This is a genomic window from Reichenbachiella sp. MALMAid0571 (assembly GCF_040151475.1).
In the GTDB taxonomy this organism is placed as follows: Bacteria; Bacteroidota; Bacteroidia; order Cytophagales; family Cyclobacteriaceae; genus CAXBNB01.
Genome location: NZ_JBDKWG010000079.1, coordinates 1 through 18,703, shown reverse-complemented (window position 1 = coordinate 18,703; position 18,703 = coordinate 1). Strand labels below are relative to the sequence as shown.

The window sequence follows — 18,703 nt, the reverse complement described above, 5'->3', positions numbered from 1 at the left end:
GTCAATTGGGAAATTTACACCTCATAAAACCAAACAACCTAAGTAAAATATGAAGTATTTCTTCAAGGAATTGTCGCCTTTTATACTGACAACCCTTCTCTTTTTTTTCACCTGTTCGATTTTCATATTATCTTTCGAAAAAATAGAGCTTCATTTATTCCTCAATCAATTTCACTCTCCCTTTTTCGACTGGTTTTTTAAAACATACACCCATATTGGTGATGGCATATTTCCAGCGGTAGCCATTCCACTAGTTCTTATTTTTTATCGGAAAAATATACTCACTAATTTTTTAACCGGAGCAGTAACTTTCCTACTCGTACCAGCCAGTGTACAGTTTTTTAAGCGAATTGTATTTGCTAAATCACCACGGCCAGTAAGGGTAATAGGAGAAGATGTACTCTATTTGATTCCTGATGTAGAAATGGCGCACATTCATTCATTCCCTTCGGGTCATTCAGCTACTACATTTGCTCTTTTTATATTACTGGCCTACATTTTCCGAAACAATAAAGGACTACAGATTACTTTTGGTGTGTGTGCCATCATAGGAGCCTACTCCCGGGTTTACCTTTCTCAGCATTTTGTTCAGGATATATTTGCCGGAAGTTTTTTAGGAGTTACTTGTTTTTTCATTGCTTGTGCGTTGCTTTCATATCCTCTTTCCAAACTGGATAGTAAGCACAAATAAAATCAATTCTCTCTATGATTTATAAAGAGAATTGGAAATTGATTTCTACTTATCTCTGGCTACAAAATAGTAAAGAACAGAACCTACCAGAGGAAAAAGTATCACTACGGCAAACCAGAGCACTTTATTACTTGTCTCCATACGACTTTTAAATATATCGATCAGCGCCCATATTACAAATGCTGCTGCGATAAGAACCAAAATCATTGACATAATATTGAAAGTTTAGATTGACTTCCCTCCTGCTTAAAAAAACGTACAAACGAGCTTATCAAAGGAAGGAAGATCATCGACAAGACCCGTATTTTTTATTTCACAGAGTCAAGTTAGTCAAAAAGAAATTTTAGAAAAATGATTGTATCAACTTCATTTCATGATATAGTTCACTATTCCTCTAAAAACGGAAATTCTATAGAATTTCAATGGTCTGTTTTTTTTATTTTTCGAAAATAGATTCGGGCACATTCCCGATCCAGGACTTTGGTGTATCCTTACAACCAAACATAGATGAAATAACCATTGCAGTATTGGCATTGCTATTGGGTTCTTCTAATTTTCCTTTACGAATGCCCGGTCCGGTAATACCCCAGGGCACTTCCATTTCCCTTACACTTACCCCACCATGGCCATTCCCTATACCTCCATGATCAGTAATCAGTAAAAAATTAGTATCAACATACAAACCTTCTGTCTTCAACTTATCAATGAATTCACCAATCTTAACATCAACCTCCTCTATTGCGGTAATATACTCGGGAGACATCCACTTGTGGTTGTGCCCTGCATGATCAATATGTACAGAATACAAAAATACCAGCGTAGGGTTCGCCTGATTCTCTACAATAAAATCAAATGCTTTTCCATAATTTATAGAATATTCATCATTTTCTTCAAAATTGTGCTCATCCAAATATTCCTTGTTGATAGAATTGATCAAACTACTCCAATTGTAGTAATATGCTGTTTTCATTTCTGTAACCTGCTCTTTTAGTATTTTGAAAATAGATGGATAATACCCTGCTCCATCTTTTTCTACAGGCGGTAATTTATGATCATCAATTTTCCAACCATTATCTACAACTCCATGCTGCTCAGGCCCTCCAGAGGTTAAATGACTGGTCCAATTCGGTAAAGTCACAGACGGCATCACAGTACGGGTATTCAGGGACAACACTCCATCGGCCAGTAATTTATCCAAATTAGGATGTCTGGCAGTTTTAAAGCCTTCAACACTAAAACCATCTAAGCCTATTATCACTACTCTTTTTGTTTTTGCACCTTCTTTGCAACCGGTAAAGCCCAAGAATATTACAGCTATGAAATATAAAAAATGTGTCTTTTTCATTGTCTTTCAGAATTAGATTGAAGGTTTATTTTCTCGTTTAAAATATATCTTATTATTCTCTATCACAGATTATCCTACTACTCCAGCACCCCTATTCTCAGGAAAGAAGGATCACTACCCGATCTGCTTATTTTGTGTTTCGCTTTTATAAAATCAGAAGGCTCTGCCATGTAAATATTGTCAACATATTTCTGTGGATTGATATCGACCAATGGGAACCAGCTACTGTGAATCTGAACCATCAAACGATGGCCTTTTTTGAAAGTATGGAAAACATCCTGCAGAGGCACTTTTACCTGAGTCAATGCGTTGGGTGTAAATGGCTCAGGGTTTTCATAGTCATTTCTAAACCTACCCCGCAATACTTCACTACGCACCATTTGCTGGTAGCCGCCCATGTCTTTATCCGGTTGATGTGGAAATGGAGGGTGATCTTTAGGATATACATCTATGAGCTTAACCACCCAATCTGCATCACCCTGATCGGTTGTCACCATTAGATTGGCTGTTACAGGCCCGGCAATGGTCAGGTCTGCTTCCAAAGGCTCTGTCTGGTAATAGACAACATCTTTTCTATCCTGTAAAAACCGCTGATCATCGGACATGTAACGCTTTGGCATACCAATTTTGTACTCAGTAAATGGAACAGGATTTTCAGGATCACTGATAAATATCTCCATTCCATGTTCATTGCTTTTTGGTGGAGTATAAGAAAGGGCTTGCTTTTTGTTGAAATACAGATTTTTAAATTTCAAATTTTCCGGAGGCCAGGTATCAAACGTTTTCCATTGATTTGTTCCCGTTTCAAAAACAGTGGCTTCAGGTAAATCGGCATTACCTTCACCTTTCAAGTGATAGGCAAAAAATGGATAAATAATTTCGTTGGCGTAGTAGTTCGAGGTTTTATCTCCAAAATACACATCTCCCATAGACTCTCCCGTAGTTCTTTTCCAGCCACCGTGTCCCCATGGCCCCATCACTAGTGCATTGAATATTTTCGGATTTTTTTCTTCAATAGACTGATAGACTTTAAGTGGTCCATACAAGTCTTCAGCGTCAAACCATCCTCCAATAGTCAGTACGGCGCAGTTGATGTTTTTCAGGTGTGGAAGAATGTTCTGCTCCTGCCAGAATTGATCATAATTGGGATGCTCCAGTATCTCATTCCAAAATTTGATGCTATCTCCAAAATACATTTCATTGGCTTTTTTTAGGGGGGTTATGTTTTTAAAAAACTCATAGCCATCTTTTGTTCCATGAATAAATTTTGGAACGGATTCTTTGGTAGTACCGTGTCTTGGCTGACCAAAAGTGCTGAAAAAATTGAAGGTATGTGGTAGAAAAAATGCCCCATGATGATGAAAATCATCAAAAAACCAGTCTGCAATAGGTGCTTGTGGAGATGCTGCTACCAGGGCAGGGTGTGAATCAATTATACCAGCTGCTGTATAAAATCCGGGATAAGAAATACCCCATTGGCCTACTTTCCCATTGTTGTTTTTGATGTTTTCCAACAACCATTCGATGGTATCAAAAGTATCGGTACTTTCATTAATTGTTTTTCCATCTTCATTCACATGGCTGTGTGGAGTCATATTGATGAATTCGCCCTCAGACATATATTTCCCCCTAACATCTTGATATACATAAATATACAGGTCACGAGTCAATCTCATATTTGGCCCAAGGTCTTTTTTATAATCAGACGGCTCAGTACCATAGGGTTTCACTCCGTAAGGAGTCCTGTTCATCAGAATTGGATACTTTTCATCCTTCTTTTTCGGAACATAAATAGATGTGAATAATTTAGTCCCGTCACGCATCGGAATATATACTTCTGACTTCTCATAATTTTCTACTATAAACCGGGCATCACCTTCGGCGGTAAAAGGAACATATTGTTCTTTTTCAAACTCACATGAAAACAATATTCCTAAAAAAACAACCAAGAGTGTTTGTAAATACTTTTGCATTTTTTCAATTCGTTTATATTATTGATTTACCGAGCAACATTCCGGCGTACGTTGCTACCAGACCAAGCACAATACTGAGACCAATATAAAGCAGTGCCTGACTGCTATGGTTTCCTATGATAAAGTTGGTGTTTTCAAGAGCGAAAGCAGAAAAAGTGGTAAATCCCCCACAAAATCCACTGGTAAGGAACACCATCCATTCACGTTGCATTCTGCCTGACTGCACTATACAAATACCAATGATAAAGCAACCCACTATATTGGCTACAAATGTACCTGCAACTCCCATTCCCGGTAAAATACGCAGGAACAACTGTTGGATAAGAAACCTGGCAGAACTGCCAAGAAACCCTCCTAACCCTACTATAAAAGCAAGTCGAATCATGTTTTTTGGAGCTTTTTGAATTTCTTAATCATATAGCTTCTTGCTTTGTCATATTCAGTATGTTCCTGTTTACTTATGCTGTATTGCTTTCCCGATTTGGTCTTCCAAATCAACTCTTCATATACGCCTCCAAAAGTTTTAATTTTATCAATTTTCCAAAAAGCTAAATCTTTTCCTGAAAACCTCTCCTTTCTGAATCTGAAAGGGTAATTTAAGCAGAATTTTTCTTTTGAAATCTCCATAAATTTCACCCCCATTAAAGACTTGATTGTGATGACAAGTGCAATCGGCCCGGTAGTTACAATCAAGATCATGGTCGTCATACCAGGCTCTGGTGCATTAAGGTATTGAATCAATGAGTATATGAACACGCTGTAGGCAATGATAAGAAATACGCCCACAGAAAATAAAGTGCTGATTTTAGGTTTGGAGTTTATCATTTAATGGCAAATTTATCATTTCAACCGACAAATCGAAGGTACTGCCATAAAATAAAAAAAGGAAGTATGGTCTATACTTCCCTTACCAGTCAGGCTCTTTTTGAACCCTATTTTTTCACCCTTAGCCAACTCTCCCTGACCTTCAATTGATCTTCGGACGGGTTTTCATTAAACATCAACACATGCTCGTCTTCAAAAGGTATGGTTTGAACTGGTGCTTTTAATTCGACCTCTCTCTTTTCTTCATTTTCATTTTGACGAATCACGGTATAAGATAATTCGTCCAGTTCTCTAAGAATAGATTTTTCCTCGAAAAAGAATTGAGCCATTCCATTCAATTCAGGAATATCCTTTCCATTAATTCGGACTAAAATATCACCTGTTTCAAAGCCAATTTTCTGGCCAAAACTATCCAGTTTGTCTGCATCAATAATTTTAATTTTTTGCTCAACTGTATCAATGGTCAATGCTTCCAAAGTAAATCCCAAAGAATACTCTTCTCCCTCTACGTATTCCAGATAATCAATACCCACAATGTCAAAAACCTCCCGATAAGGTAAAACTCCTCCCTGAACAATATATCTGTTTATAAAATCATCTATTTCCGGATAAGTCAATTGTGATATTACGCCAAAAAGTTCATCATCTTTAAAAGGAGTGGTTTTACCATATTTAACTGATAAGTCTCTCATCAATTCCTGAACGCCATATTCCCCATCCGATAACTGCCTCAACTTAATATCAAGGCACATACCTATCAATGCCCCTTTTTCATACACATTGTTGTATTCATCTTTATACTGATCCAGCGTATATTTACTAAGGTCGGTAAACGATAAAGTATCATTGTACTTATCAGCCGCATTGATAATTTTTTCCCTTAATACATTCAGGTAATCTTCATCGGATATGATATTGTATTTGACCTGTACATTGTCCGAAAAATATTCTGTAATACCTTCATACATCCACAAATGGCTTGACATCTTTGGCTCATTAAAGTCAAAATATTCTATTTCCTCTGAGTGAACATTGAGAGGAGTAACAATGTGAAAAAACTCATGAGCTGCCACATCTTTTAAAATCTGGGCCAAATATTGCTCAGGTACTTCAGGAAAGTAATAATAAGATGAATAAGAATGTTCTAATGCACCATTTACCGGCAATGCCTTAGAATAATCTTCGAAATAATAGATAAAAGCATACTTTTCAACAGGAAGCTCTCCGCCCAAATACTCTTTTTGAGCCATCAGGATCTGCTCCACGTTCTCAGCGATAAATTTTGAAGTAATCATTCCTTTGGGTGCATATGCAGAAATGAGTACTTCAGTATTTCCAACTTTTATAATAGTGGTATCAGGGACATTGTACATTATTGGCGAGTCTATCAATCGATGATAATCGGATATATGATAGGTATCAACCATCACATCATCCCCTGCAATAATCAGATTATCACTATTTGAGTTCAAGTTGTTTGGCTTAAAACTTCTGGTTTTGATAAGTCCGGTGGAGCCATAAAAGTCATTCGGTCTGACTATATTGACTTCAAACTCATTTTTGTGCATTCCTTCGAAATATCCGAAGTAACCGGGCGTATTAATCACTATATTTTTCCCTGCCTCAATGTTGGTTCCAGCCATAGGAAAAATCATATTCTCCTCCAACTCCGTATCATAGGTATCATCTACCCAATAAGAAAGTCTGGCTAACTTTTTGGCCTTACTTATCTTCCAACTATTGTCGTCAAGGCGTTCCACCTTCAGGGGTTTATTCTTCTTATCAAAAGCCTTAAAATCTGACACAAAACGACCATAATCTGCAACACGATATGTTCCGGGAATAATCTTAGGTATATAGAAAGTAATATCGTTTTGACTTAATCCTTCAGTTTCCAACTGAACCTGAACCCTGTCATCTACTACATTTGCAATATCGAGTGTGTAAACAAACATTGGATTGTTGTCCAGAGCATTAATTGATGTGCTCTTAAACCATAATAATACTGCAATAAGCAGAGGCAGAAATCTTTGCATTGAGTTTTAAGTTTTGACCAGGCAATATTACATTTAAAATCTCAAGAAGATTTTCATTTTTACATGAAGGGTTAAATTTATTTCAATTCATTGATCTCAAAATCGGTAATATGCTTTTCCAACAGTGGGAAAAACGAAGCAAATTCTGCCTGGTAAAGTTCATAGTCTTTATTTAAATCCCTGATGGCCGATTCCATTCCGGAATCAAATTTTGCTCGTCTTGACATCCCCTTTAGTGCCATATCTATACCATCCAGAAACTGGTAATTGTAAAGCCAGTCTGTCTGCTTCATATATTTCAATGTTTTACCTGCTCCTATCGGAAAATCGGCAGAATGCATGGAAAGCATGGCATATTGTCTTTTAGTAAATTCTTTTAAAGGTTCTTCGGAATACCAGTTCCAGTTTTTTGACAGAAAATGGTCGTAATAAATATCCACTATTACTGCTCCATAATGTCGATACTTCTCCCACAGCCGGGCTTTGCTTTCCTTTACAATCCCATGCGAATCGGTAAACCGGTCTATTTCTCTATGCATCAATATGCCTTTTTTTATCTCCTGATCATAGGCTTCTATTTGGTTTCCTTTCACGAAATCAGCAATAAAATTTCCGATAGCAATTTTTTCAGAATCTTTTGATAAGTAAAGGTGAGCCAGGAAATTCATGCTTTTGGGTTTACAGCTACCAATATAAATTGGTAATGTTCAAATAAATTATTGCCTTAAATAATGAAACTTTATAAAAACTGAAGATATTTAATTTTTATCAATTGCGGATCAATTTTTGATCCTTATGATTTTCTATATTTGTTTACTATTGAAAAATCAGTAAAACCAAGCTATATGCCAAACATTCATTTAAACATACTCATCCAACTGGCCAAAATAGATGGAGTGGTCGTTCAGGAAGAAATTGATCTGATCAATGAAATCGGAAAAGCAAAAGGGCTGACTCAAGAGCAAATCTCAGCTTGTTACGATGAACATCACCCTATAGAAGACCTCAATACACTGAGTGATGATGAAAAATTTGAATATATCTACTCTATAGTGCAATTGATGAAGATAGATGGAAGACTCTATGATGAAGAAATTAAATTTTGCGGAAAACTTGCTGCAAAGCTTGGCTATGACGAAGAAGTGTTGTTTGAACTAATGTTGAAAATATACAGTGACCCTCATATCTGTGCTGACAAACTGGAAATTAAAAAGCAAATCCAACCTCTATTGATTAAGTGAAGTAAGAGCAATTGTTAATGCTCCTTCATTTCTCAAGATCCGACACTTCAAATGATATTTTTCTGCAAAACGCTCAAAAAATCTACAGGTGCGATAATCATTTGAACTATCCACAATTATTTTATCAAACTGAAAATTTTCCATTATAAAATCTGTATCAACAGTAGCATTGTTGCTGATTACCAGATAATCAGTTTCAACTTTATTATTAAAATCAATGTGCTCCATAGGTTCTTGGACAAAAACAAACTTTTCCCCTTTCCAGAAATAATACGCTAATCCATCATATTTACTGGGCTTTAGCGAGTTTGACAAAGAATCAACCTCAATTTTTCTCAAATGGCTATTCAACCGGTTTGGCTCTACCTGATACCTCACCAATTCCATATTGTTTATTGTTTTAATATTAATAAGTTCAGAATTCAAACCTTCTATCCTATCCAAAACAGACTCCCCTCCTATTTCATAAAACGTCAATTTTCTCGTTTCACTTTGTATCAAAAGAGACCATGTGCCAATAGCTGATATAATCAAAGCCAGCAGTGTTAACACATATAAAAACCGGAATTTCCGAAAGTACATCAGGGCAAAAGAAAATACAATCATTAAATAAATGGATATGGTCTGCGACGGACTCAGGTAAAGCCAGTCAATCAGACTGAAATCAAGTTTTTCAATAAATGAGACCACTGTATTTAAGGAAAATATTAACTTCTGCAGAGCCATTCCAATAAAAGAAGCCAGAGGAGTAAATCCCAAAGCGATCAACGCAATACCTATTGACATTATAAGAAAAGCAGCTGGTATCACTACCAGGTTTGATATCAAAAAATAGACAGGGAATTGGTGGAAATAATAAAGAGTAAGCGGAAATGTTGCCAACTGAGCAGCAATAGAAAGACAGGTGATTGCCCACGTTTTTTCTAACAACCAATTGTCAAAGGTGATGGCGTTATGAATCAAGGGATAGATGTAAACGATACCCAGTACAGCGATATAGGACAATTGAAAACCTACTGAAAATAGAAAGTTGGGATTGTAAAATAAAAGTACAAAAGCTGACAAAGCCAGTGAATTGTAAATACTGGGACGACTGTAAAATGTTTGTCCAACGATAATAATGGAAAACATGGTAACGGCTCTCAGAATGGAAGGAGAAAGTCCTGTAACACAAGCAAAAATCCAAAGAAAAACAATTGATATGCCCGAAGAAATAATTTTACCTGTTTTACCTTTTGATATTGGTCTTAGAAGAAATGAAACGATAATAATGATGATACCAACATGCAAACCCGAAACTGCCAATACGTGCATAGCTCCTGACGCAGAATAAGACCTTTTGGTCTCCTGATCCAATCCGTCTCTTATGCCTAAGATCAACGCTTTTGCAATGGCTGTCTCCTGCTCTCCATCTACGTATTTTTCAATCAAACCTCCAAAATGATTTCTCAGATTGATACACCACGCCATAATAGAATATGGAGATCCATGAGCAATGATGCCAACATCTGAAACATCTACAAACTGCTGATAATAGATATTTCGACCCGCCATATATTCCATATAGTTAAATTCATGCGGATTTTTAGGAGGAGGTAGTCTGAATGGAGACTGATGCAACGCAATCCTGTCTCCGTATTTCAACGGTTTAGCCAGTTGGCTTTCTCTTCTAATATACAAATGAACCTTACCTTGCTTATCCTCAAAAGCATTGCTTATTAATACTTTAACTATATCAACTTCATAGATGAAATATTTCTCCTTTACGACACAGGCAGAATTGACTTCAGCCACATAACCATCAATTTCTTTGCCGATGTGAATGATGTGGTTCGGATTGTTGATTTCACGGTAATTATCAAACCTTATGACGGCTACCAACATTACAATAATTAAACCCAGATTACCTGCAATGATTAGTCTGTTAGGGATTTTTGAAACCCAAATCAGCAAAAAAGTAAATACAACACTTCCAAGAATAAGAAGTTGGTGGGTAATGACCGACTCCCTTATAAATTCAAATTTAGCAACTAATATTCCAAGAATAAAAGCAGCTATAATTCTTAGAAATGGATATGGAGTCCATATAAACATTATATACTCAGCCAAAGTGAACTAAGTAATATAATAAATAACGAAGTAAATAGTAAATATTATTCCAATGAGATTGGCAAATTGGGCATACACATTTAAAAATTCTTATTATCCCATGGCTCCTGACTGCCGTCAGGCAAGTTGTTCAGGAGCCTCTTAAGATTCACTGTGACTTAAAAAGATACCGCAACTGGTGCGGTAAATAGGTTTCGTTTTTAAATGTGTTTGCCCTAGATGAGCAAAAGCAATTACTTGTTTTCGAATTTCTCGTAAGCCGAAATGATATGCCTCACCAATTTATGACGAATGACATCCTTTCCGCTCAGCCTGATAAACCCTATTCCCTCCACATCCTTCAACACCTCCAAAGTCTCCAATAAACCTGATTTTTGTCTGTTAGGCAAATCGATTTGTGTGGTATCTCCTGTAATAATCATTTTGGATTTCGGGCCCATTCTGGTCAAAAACATTTTGACCTGCATGGGTGTGGTATTTTGTGCTTCATCAAGTAAGATAAAGGCCTCCTTTAGGGTACGCCCTCTCATATAAGCCAACGGAGCTATCTCTATCACTCCCTTTTCCTTGTAATATTTAAGTTTTTCAGAAGGAATCATATCGTCCAAAGCATCGTAAATTGGACGAAGGTAAGGATCTATTTTTTCCTTAAGGTCTCCAGGTAAAAAACCAAGATTTTCCCCAGCTTCTACTGCCGGGCGGGTAATTATGATTTTCTTTACTTCCCGCTCTTTCAAAGCTTTTACGGCCAGGGCTACTGAAATATAAGTTTTCCCTGTTCCGGCCGGGCCAATTGCAAAAACCAAATCATTTTTTATCGACGATTCTACGAGCTTTTTTTGATTCGTTCCTTTCGGACAAATTTTAAACCCTCGGGTACCATACAGCAACACTTCATCATGACCCTCCAACACGTCATCTTTATCCATTTTGATATAAGAAGCTATGTTTTCTTCGGTCAATTTGCCATACTTATTATAGTGATTGATCAGTGAAGTAAGGATCTCATTGATCATGATAATCTCGGGTGAAGACCCTTGTATCCTTATTTCATTTCCTCTTGATATTATTTTACTCTTAGGAAAAGCAGAAGCTATTTCATTGATGTTTTTATTTTCCACACCCAAAAATTCTGTCAATGGGATGTTTTCGAGTGTTATGATTTTTTCTACCAAATGTATTTTCTATTTAGTGATCCTAATATCTTTTGTCCTGTAAAAATTTATATTTTTGCAACAATACACAGGAGACTACAAATATCACAAAGGGATTCATTTATTTTATTCCTCTATATGCAAAATGGCTACAATGATCACACAAAATAAACAATAATTTCCAATTGGCTCTATGGCGATCGTAACTTTTATTTCGGATTTTGGAAACACTGATCACTACGTCGGGGCAGTGAAAGCGGCCATTATTGGAGTCAACCCAAACATCAATATTGTTGATATTTCACATGAAATAAAAGTTTGTGATATTGGTCATGCCGCCTATGTTTTGGGTGAGGTGTTTAGAGATTTTCCTAAGGGCACCATCCACCTTGTGGCCGTTTCTGAATCCGGTATTTCCAATGCCAAAATGATCGCAATGATGCTGGAAGACCATTACTTTGTGGGCTATGACAATGGCATTATGAGCCTGATCAGCAGTCAGATTTCTAAAACTATTGTGGATATCAACAGCATCAATCCTAAAAAATCCAGCTTTCCTGCCAAGGAAATATTTGCACCTGCTGCTGCTGGCCTGGCAAGCGGAAAAAGGATTTATGACATGGGGGTTTCCGTGGATGAAATCGTAAGGAGAACCCCATCAATAGCAAAAACTACCAAGAAACAAATCGCCGGAAATATCATTAGAGTAGATCACTATGGCAACCTGATCACCAACATCAAAAAAACAGATTTTGAAAATATAATGAAGATCAATGGCGATGTTGAATTCGAAATTAGCTTTAGAAAAGAAAAACTGAAGAAACTGAACAAAGCTGCCAATGAAGTGTCGGCAGGTGAGTGCTTTGTCTATTTTAATACACAGGGCAAACTGGAAGTAGGCATCAACCAGGGCAATGGTTCCAGATTGCTGGGATTGAAAGTGGATGATCAGGTATTTATAGACTTTATGATTGAGCAGCCATGATCATCAGAATAGTAAGAATGACTTTTGAGGAAAATAAAGAAGAGGACTTTCTTACCATTTTCAATGAGAGTAAAGATAAGATTCGGAACTTTGATGGATGTACTCACCTCGAACTTTTAAAAGACGCTCATGCTGCCTGTGTTTACACCACCTACAGCCACTGGCAAAATGAGCAAAAGCTGGACGAATACCGGAAATCAAAACTGTTTAAAGCAGTTTGGGCAAAAACCAAACCCCTATTCTCAGCCAAACCAATAGCACATTCTTATGTGCGCCAATAAATAATTTCCGATATTTCAAAATCTAATTTGATTAGTTCAAATCTTTAAATAAGTTTGCATCCCTTTTACGAAAGGTTACCAGAATGGTGTTGGATTGCTATCATATATTGATGGGAAAACACACCAAATTCCAAATGCCCAGGTGGCGGAACTGGTAGACGCGCTAGACTCAAACTCTAGTGGCTTTGGCCGTGCCGGTTCGATTCCGGCCCTGGGTACTAAAATCCCTGACAACATATTGTTTGTCAGGGATTTTGTCTTTTTAAAAAGATTCAATTACTATTCAGAATCTTTACAATACGATCATACATGATTTCCGATAAATTCCAGTTATAGCCTTCAAAGTTGACAGTGTTTGTGAATTGAATGACTACCACATCAATATCTTTGTGATATTTGGCAATCGTTTGATAACCAGGAATCAAGCCCGTATGTTCATACTTGTAAATTGAGGTATAGATTTCCTGCTCTTTTTTATCCTTAAATACAGAGCCATCATTTAGAGCTCTTATAAATTTACCCAAGTCCTCCGCTGTAGCCAACATTACACCATTATCATCTGTCTTTAAATCGTTTTCATAGCCAACGTAATAGCCACTCATGACATCATCTAAATTGACATCACGAATAGAACCATAAGTATTTTTGAGATTCAACGGGTCTAAAATTTCTTTTTTAATGTATTGAGATTTGCTTCCATCTGTTACTTTTTCTATAAGCTTGGAAAGCAATAAGTAATTTGTATTACTATATTCAAAGCCTGTACCGGGTTCAAAGTTCGCCGGCAAATCAAGTACCAATTCCAACCGTTCTTTGTCATTTTGTTTTGGATGAACCCAATAATTATAAGTGTCGGTATAATTGGGAATACCACTCCGATGCTGAACCATCATTCTTACGGTAATTTTATCGGCATTTTCAATTCTCCCTGTAAGTTCAGGAAAATAATCAGCAAGTGTTTTATCCAAAGACACACGTCCGTCATTTACCAATTTGGCAACAGCAACTGCAGTGTATAGTTTGCTAACACTTGCGATTTTGAACAATGAATGAGGGTCGGCAGGTATTTTGTCTTCTCTGTTTTTATAACCCGCAGTATAAAATACAGGGTTTTCACCTTTTTCATCTACATAAACAATAATCCCGTCAAACCCATAATCAGTCACTTTATTTACTTGTTCCTGAACTGTTTTAGGCAGTGGTGTTATCCATGCTTTTACTATAGGCCAGGGAACAAAGTATAAAGAAATTATTGTTCCAAGAAACAATAAAATTCTAATTGTCAGTTTTGATTGTTTTTTTGTCATCCCATTTTAGCCGCAACGATCAGCTATCGGTTTGTATGCCCTCCAACTGTGAATAGCACTAAACTAGTGAAATCCGCCGAAGCTCACAACGGTTTAGAAAACCAATGAGTTCTGAAAATCAAAAACTCCTGCGAACTGAAGTAAATAAAAAGCACTTTGGCGCATAAATGATGGCCGGGCTATTCGTGACAACTAATAGTTAGTGCTGACGGCAACCAGGAGATGTATGACCTGTCAACTGACCAATATGAGAAAAATGATTTGCTACTCGGCACTTTGAATAGTGTACAGCAAGCCACAAAACAGCATTAGAAAACGAATTGTTAGAAATAAGGAAATAACCAGCAGGACAAACGCATTTAAAAATTCTATTACCCCCAGACTCCTGACTGCCGTCAGGCAAGTTGTTCTGGGGTCTGTTAGGGTTAGCTGTGACTCTAAAAGATACCGCAACGAGTGCGGTAAGGTGGTTAGTTTTTAAATGCGTTTGCCCTGAAATGACCAGTAGCGGTGAGCATCATTGACTTAAAAACTGATAGATATATAAAACATACAGTTCATTCAGCTATGAAGATCGCCTAGCTTTTTCATCAAATATTAATGAGCCTCAGGTTTTCAATGATTTTGAGTTATTTTTAGGTTTACAATACAAATCTATTTTAAATCCAAAGTACAAATATTGATGCCTCTAAATTTGACACCAAAAGGTACAAACACTTTTGACTTTTTTGATACCCTTTTCCTTTTAGCTATTATAACCTTAGTGGGCTGCTCAGATCAAAATCCCGCATCCAGAAATGTGCCCTTAGACGAAATAGCTGGCAATGAGGAAGTGAAAACTTACATGGAAGCTTTTGAGGGCAGAGGCGTTCAATCTGATGATTCAAAATCAACTCCCGCTGAGATTGCCATTCAAAATTTCAAAATGGCAGATGACCTTGCACTGGATCTGATTTTAGCAGAACCTCAAATCCACCAGCCAGTCGAACTCAATTTTGACCACAGAGGAAGACTTTGGGTGGTGCAATACAACCAGTATCCCTATCCCAAAGGAGTGAAAGTGGTGGATATCGACAATCATGTAAGGGCCGTATTTGATAAAGTACCCCAACCACCACCAAACGGAGTAAGGGGTGCAGATAAAATCACAATTTTCGAAGACACCAATGGAGATGGTACTTACGACAAATCTACAGATGCGATCACAGGGCTGAACATAGCAACCAGTGTTTGTCTGGGGAGAAAAAAAATATGGGTGTTGACCCCACCATATTTGGTAGCATATCCCGATCCCGATGGAGATGGTATTCCAAACGGGGATCCGGAAGTACATTTGGAAGGCTTTGGCCTGGAAGACACCCATGCAGTAGCCAATAGCCTTCGCTGGGGGCCTGACGGGTGGCTTTACGGGGCTCAGGGTAGTACTACCCATGCTACCATTAATTCAAAAGCATCCAAGAACGTTCACTTCAAAGGGCAGGCTATTTGGAGATACCATCCTGAGTCCCGGGTTTTCGAAATCTTTGCTGAAGGGGGTGGAAATACCTTTCATGTTGAAATTGATGCAAAGGGAAGGGTGTATTCAGGGGACAATGGAAATGCCAGAGGGTTTTATTACAAACAAGGAGGGTACTATCAAAAAAACTGGGGAAAACATGGGGCGCTTACCAACCCCTATGCTTTGGGCTATATCCACGGGATGGATTTGGTCGGTGATCAGGTCAGGTTTACCCATGCCTGGATTAAATACGATGGAGGAAGCCTACCCAAGGCCTATAATGACAAAATAATAGCCATCAATCCTTTATTGAATTTTGTAAGAACCACCAAACTCGAAGCGCAAGGTTCTTCTTTCTCAAATATAGATGAAGAGATCATATTAAAGACAGAAGACAATTGGTTTAGACCTGTTGACATCAAGGCTGGCCCTGATGGTGCGGTTTACCTCGCAGATTGGTATGACAGTCGCCTTTCTCATATCGATCCAAGGGATACATGGAATAAAAGTACCGGAAGAATCTATCGACTGAGGAATAAGACAACCACCAAGGTTGAGCCTTTTGACTTGAGTATTTTTACCAGCGAAGAGTTGGTAGCACTGCTCACCAATAACAACAAATGGTTTCGTCAACAGGCATTGAGGCTGATCGGAGACCGAAGAGACAAGTCGATACTTCCTCTACTGAAGGACATGTTGGAAAATGATGAGCCTCAATCCGCTTTAGAGGCACTTTGGGCAGTTAACCTCACCAATGGGTTGGATCAGGAAACTGCGCATACCGCTTTGAATCACAATGATCCGTATGTCAGGCTTTGGGCTGTACGGTTATTAGCAGATCGAAATGGGAATAAATTGGAACCTTCAGTAGCAAATAAGCTGGCTACTTTGACTTCTTCAGAAAAGCAACTTGAAGTTTTAGGACAATTGGCTTCTACCGCCAAACGTCTGACTGGTTCTGATGCCATTCCCATTATTTCTGGTCTTCTACAAAATCAAGTTACTGCCTATGACCGGGACAACCGATTGTTTATCTGGTGGACAGTTGAGTCAAAGGCAATTAGTGACAGAGCAGAATTGCTGGCTCTATTTGAAGACAAAAGTCTATGGGAACAGCCTCTGGTAAAAGAATTCGTTCTGTATCGTCTGATCCAAAGATATGCACTTGAAGGAGGCTATGAGAATTACAGTTCTTGTGCCAAATTGTTTGAACTTTCTCCTTCAAATGAAGCCAAGCAAATTCTGATGAATGGATTGCAGGAAGGCCTAAGGGGGCGTGACATTTCTGAAATTCCTGAGAATTTGGCCAAAATCATCGAGCAATATCAAGCTGAATTTGGAGAAGGACGACTCGCCCTTAGCATGAGACAAAATTCAGCCAGAGCAGTAGCCGAGGCACTGGAAATAATTGCAGATAAAAATGCACCGAAATTAGAACGGCTCTCCTACATCCGCATTCTTGGAGAGATCAACCAACCTACGGCTGTCCCGGTATTGTTAGCAATAGCAGAAGATCAGGGGTATTCAGCCGGAATAAGACTGGCAAGTATTCAATCGCTCAAGCATTACGAAGACAATACAATCGGTACAACCATAGCCAATGCGTATCAGCATAAAATCAGGGCTGATCTGGACCTCAGAAATGAATGCTTCAGGCTATTTGCAAGCAGGGCCACATGGGCTCGTGCATTGCTGTCCAAAATAGTAGATGAAAGAGAAATCAAAAAAGAAGAAGTACCGCTGGATATCGTAAGGCAAATCAAGATGTTGGACAACCCTGATCTTGTGAGCCAGGTAGATGCCTTCTGGCCGGAAGTGAAAATTGCCTCTTCCAGCGAAAAGCAACAAGAGATAGAAAGGGTGCGCAGTGCCCTCCAATCAAAAAATGGTGACATCAAAACTGGTCAATTGATTTATCAGAGAAGTTGTGGCAGTTGCCATCGTTTGTTTGGAGAAGGTGGAGATATTGGACCAGAATTGACCGGATACGATAGAGACAATGTGAATTACCTTACACTCAATATTGTGAATCCAAATGCCGATATACGTGAGGGATATGTGAATTATCGGATCCTCAAAACAGACGGTCAGGTAATAATCGGCACGATAAAAGACAGAAGTGGCGGGAATGTGACCATTAAACCTTTGGGTGGAACCGAAACGATATTGTCATCCACTGAGATCAAATTGATGGAAGCTCAAAAAATGTCAATTATGCCAGAAAGGATTCTGGAGTCATTGTCCGATCAGGAGATCAGGGATTTGTTTGCTTATTTGGGTAAGTAGCTCTTCAAAAAAAGTAGAAAGGTTTGAACTTAGAAACCTAAAATAACGATCGATTAAATTGCAGGAAGATTTTTCTTGCAGATAATCCGAAGAGGGTTAAGTAATGGACTTCAAAGATCAAGGGAATAAAAAAAGGCCTAAATTTACTCCAATCCAGTACCATGAGGTTGTATAGTTTCAAAGCACCAACCAATTACTTTTGACTGGATTTTAATATTTTCTTGTGATTAATAAGGTCGTAAATATATTGATACAACTCTGATTCTCCAAGTTTATTAATTGGCTTACCTAAAGTACGTTCGGTACTTTTCAAACAGCTACAATAAGCATCTATGGTTTTTTATATCAATGGTGCATACAAGTTCTCCACCAGTGATCCTCATCGGTGGCTGCATCTGACAACTGGCGAGTAAAACCCGTCCCTTTCCAAAATATTTCATACTTTTACAAGGAACGGGCTTTACCTGCGTGCGCCATTAGCAGAAAATTAAAAATCATAAGTGAAGTGGTTAAAATAATGAATAAAGTTCAAATTTTAAGAGAAGAAAAAAATCTAACCCAATCCGAACTTGCTGAAAAATCAGGACTTTCTTTAAGAACCATTCAACGAATTGAAGCAGGAAATATACCTAAAGGCTTTACACTTAAATCTCTTGCAAAAGCCTTAGAAACCGAACCTGAAATACTTTTCCAAAACGAAAATCAAAACTCTGAAATAAGTCGCGCCAAAATCATCAATATATCATCTCTATCTTTTTTGCTTTTGCCTTTCGGAAATATCATTATCCCTGCAATTTTAACCTATCGTACAAAGAACAAACAAACGAAAGCTCTAGGAGTCTGTCGGACTTAATAAACCACCCAATTATTTATATCTTGGGGCATGATATCATTTATTGGAGCGGATAGAGAACAAGTTTCTTTTATGCCACATGACCTTAACGATTGGCTACCTGAAGATCACTTGGCAAG

At 37.9% G+C, this 18,703-nt stretch carries 16 protein-coding genes and 1 tRNA gene; 7 read left to right on the top strand and 10 right to left on the bottom strand.

Going from position 1 to position 18,703, the window contains the following annotated elements:
- Positions 1 to 49 precede the first annotated feature (49 nt).
- On the top strand, positions 50 to 691 hold the full coding sequence (locus AAOP42_RS01920; protein WP_349526764.1) for a phosphatase PAP2 family protein: 642 nt from the start codon (positions 50 to 52) through the stop codon (positions 689 to 691).
- 45 nt (positions 692 to 736) lie between these two features.
- Here AAOP42_RS01920 and AAOP42_RS23740 read toward each other — a convergent pair whose 3' ends face one another.
- The 7 genes from AAOP42_RS23740 to AAOP42_RS01890 form a co-directional block, all read right to left on the bottom strand.
- Positions 737 to 898, bottom strand: coding sequence for a PLD nuclease N-terminal domain-containing protein (locus AAOP42_RS23740; protein WP_502947638.1), 162 nt, complete (start codon positions 896 to 898; stop codon positions 737 to 739).
- A 229-nt stretch (positions 899 to 1,127) separates the two neighbouring features.
- On the bottom strand, positions 1,128 to 2,036 hold the full coding sequence (locus AAOP42_RS01915) for an alkaline phosphatase family protein (protein WP_349526763.1): 909 nt from the start codon (positions 2,034 to 2,036) through the stop codon (positions 1,128 to 1,130).
- A 77-nt stretch (positions 2,037 to 2,113) separates the two neighbouring features.
- Positions 2,114 to 4,009, bottom strand: coding sequence for a CocE/NonD family hydrolase (locus AAOP42_RS01910; protein ID WP_349526762.1), 1,896 nt, complete (start codon positions 4,007 to 4,009; stop codon positions 2,114 to 2,116).
- 13 nt (positions 4,010 to 4,022) lie between these two features.
- A complete protein-coding gene (locus AAOP42_RS01905) occupies positions 4,023 to 4,394 on the bottom strand; it encodes a fluoride efflux transporter FluC (protein WP_349526761.1) in 372 nt (123 codons plus the stop codon).
- Positions 4,391 to 4,834 (bottom strand): hypothetical protein, encoded by a 444-nt coding sequence (locus AAOP42_RS01900; RefSeq protein WP_349526760.1) that lies wholly within the window; start codon positions 4,832 to 4,834, stop codon positions 4,391 to 4,393. Before AAOP42_RS01900 ends, AAOP42_RS01905 begins: the two co-directional genes overlap by 4 nt.
- Before the next feature lie 107 nt (positions 4,835 to 4,941).
- Complete coding sequence (locus AAOP42_RS01895; RefSeq protein WP_349526759.1) at positions 4,942 to 6,870, bottom strand: M61 family metallopeptidase; 1,929 nt, start codon at positions 6,868 to 6,870, stop codon at positions 4,942 to 4,944.
- A gap of 77 nt (positions 6,871 to 6,947) precedes the next feature.
- Complete coding sequence (locus tag AAOP42_RS01890; RefSeq protein ID WP_349526758.1) at positions 6,948 to 7,538, bottom strand: acyl carrier protein phosphodiesterase; 591 nt, start codon at positions 7,536 to 7,538, stop codon at positions 6,948 to 6,950.
- A 177-nt stretch (positions 7,539 to 7,715) separates the two neighbouring features.
- On the opposite strand from AAOP42_RS01890, the gene AAOP42_RS01885 reads away from it, so the two are divergent.
- Positions 7,716 to 8,111 (top strand): tellurite resistance TerB family protein, encoded by a 396-nt coding sequence (locus AAOP42_RS01885; protein WP_349526757.1) that lies wholly within the window; start codon positions 7,716 to 7,718, stop codon positions 8,109 to 8,111.
- Here AAOP42_RS01885 and AAOP42_RS01880 read toward each other — a convergent pair.
- Positions 8,097 to 10,220: a ComEC/Rec2 family competence protein gene (locus AAOP42_RS01880; RefSeq protein ID WP_349526756.1), complete on the bottom strand. Its 2,124-nt coding sequence runs from the start codon at positions 10,218 to 10,220 to the stop codon at positions 8,097 to 8,099. The genes AAOP42_RS01885 and AAOP42_RS01880 overlap by 15 nt on opposite strands.
- 233 nt (positions 10,221 to 10,453) lie before the next feature.
- A complete protein-coding gene (locus tag AAOP42_RS01875) occupies positions 10,454 to 11,395 on the bottom strand; it encodes a PhoH family protein (protein WP_349526755.1) in 942 nt (313 codons plus the stop codon).
- A gap of 172 nt (positions 11,396 to 11,567) precedes the next feature.
- On the opposite strand from AAOP42_RS01875, the gene AAOP42_RS01870 reads away from it, so the two are divergent.
- The 3 genes from AAOP42_RS01870 to AAOP42_RS01860 all read left to right on the top strand — a co-directional run bounded on the left by AAOP42_RS01870 (position 11,568) and on the right by AAOP42_RS01860 (position 12,858).
- Positions 11,568 to 12,359: an SAM hydrolase/SAM-dependent halogenase family protein gene (locus AAOP42_RS01870; RefSeq protein WP_349526754.1), complete on the top strand. Its 792-nt coding sequence runs from the start codon at positions 11,568 to 11,570 to the stop codon at positions 12,357 to 12,359.
- A complete protein-coding gene (locus AAOP42_RS01865) occupies positions 12,356 to 12,640 on the top strand; it encodes a putative quinol monooxygenase (RefSeq protein ID WP_349526753.1) in 285 nt (94 codons plus the stop codon). The genes AAOP42_RS01870 and AAOP42_RS01865 overlap by 4 nt, the downstream gene beginning before the upstream one ends.
- 136 nt (positions 12,641 to 12,776) lie before the next feature.
- A tRNA-Leu gene (locus AAOP42_RS01860) sits at positions 12,777 to 12,858 on the top strand.
- A gap of 54 nt (positions 12,859 to 12,912) precedes the next feature.
- Here the strand turns inward: AAOP42_RS01860 and AAOP42_RS01855 are convergent.
- Positions 12,913 to 13,947, bottom strand: a complete 1,035-nt coding sequence (locus AAOP42_RS01855; RefSeq protein WP_349526752.1) for a serine hydrolase domain-containing protein — start codon at positions 13,945 to 13,947, stop codon at positions 12,913 to 12,915.
- A gap of 682 nt (positions 13,948 to 14,629) precedes the next feature.
- Between AAOP42_RS01855 and AAOP42_RS01850 the strand changes: the two genes are divergently transcribed.
- Both AAOP42_RS01850 and AAOP42_RS01845 read left to right on the top strand, forming a co-directional pair.
- On the top strand, positions 14,630 to 17,731 hold the full coding sequence (locus AAOP42_RS01850) for a PVC-type heme-binding CxxCH protein (RefSeq protein ID WP_349526751.1): 3,102 nt from the start codon (positions 14,630 to 14,632) through the stop codon (positions 17,729 to 17,731).
- 517 nt (positions 17,732 to 18,248) lie between these two features.
- Positions 18,249 to 18,584, top strand: a complete 336-nt coding sequence (locus AAOP42_RS01845; protein ID WP_349526750.1) for a helix-turn-helix domain-containing protein — start codon at positions 18,249 to 18,251, stop codon at positions 18,582 to 18,584.
- Positions 18,585 to 18,703: the final 119 nt, after the last annotated feature.

What these genes read in the sequence shown, in the direction of transcription:
- AAOP42_RS01920 (WP_349526764.1), top strand. Translation starts at nt 50, where the DNA reads ATGAAGTATTTCTTCAAGGAATTGTCGCCTTTTATACTGACAACCCTT.
- AAOP42_RS23740 (WP_502947638.1), bottom strand. Translation starts at nt 898, where the DNA reads ATGATTTTGGTTCTTATCGCAGCAGCATTTGTAATATGGGCGCTGATC.
- AAOP42_RS01915 (WP_349526763.1), bottom strand. Translation starts at nt 2,036, where the DNA reads ATGAAAAAGACACATTTTTTATATTTCATAGCTGTAATATTCTTGGGC.
- AAOP42_RS01910 (WP_349526762.1), bottom strand. Translation starts at nt 4,009, where the DNA reads ATGCAAAAGTATTTACAAACACTCTTGGTTGTTTTTTTAGGAATATTG.
- AAOP42_RS01905 (WP_349526761.1), bottom strand. Translation starts at nt 4,394, where the DNA reads ATGATTCGACTTGCTTTTATAGTAGGGTTAGGAGGGTTTCTTGGCAGT.
- AAOP42_RS01900 (WP_349526760.1), bottom strand. Translation starts at nt 4,834, where the DNA reads ATGATAAACTCCAAACCTAAAATCAGCACTTTATTTTCTGTGGGCGTA.
- AAOP42_RS01895 (WP_349526759.1), bottom strand. Translation starts at nt 6,870, where the DNA reads ATGCAAAGATTTCTGCCTCTGCTTATTGCAGTATTATTATGGTTTAAG.
- AAOP42_RS01890 (WP_349526758.1), bottom strand. Translation starts at nt 7,538, where the DNA reads ATGAATTTCCTGGCTCACCTTTACTTATCAAAAGATTCTGAAAAAATT.
- AAOP42_RS01885 (WP_349526757.1), top strand. Translation starts at nt 7,716, where the DNA reads ATGCCAAACATTCATTTAAACATACTCATCCAACTGGCCAAAATAGAT.
- AAOP42_RS01870 (WP_349526754.1), top strand. Translation starts at nt 11,568, where the DNA reads ATGGCGATCGTAACTTTTATTTCGGATTTTGGAAACACTGATCACTAC.
- AAOP42_RS01865 (WP_349526753.1), top strand. Translation starts at nt 12,356, where the DNA reads ATGATCATCAGAATAGTAAGAATGACTTTTGAGGAAAATAAAGAAGAG.
- AAOP42_RS01855 (WP_349526752.1), bottom strand. Translation starts at nt 13,947, where the DNA reads ATGACAAAAAAACAATCAAAACTGACAATTAGAATTTTATTGTTTCTT.
- AAOP42_RS01850 (WP_349526751.1), top strand. Translation starts at nt 14,630, where the DNA reads ATGCCTCTAAATTTGACACCAAAAGGTACAAACACTTTTGACTTTTTT.
- AAOP42_RS01845 (WP_349526750.1), top strand. Translation starts at nt 18,249, where the DNA reads ATGAATAAAGTTCAAATTTTAAGAGAAGAAAAAAATCTAACCCAATCC.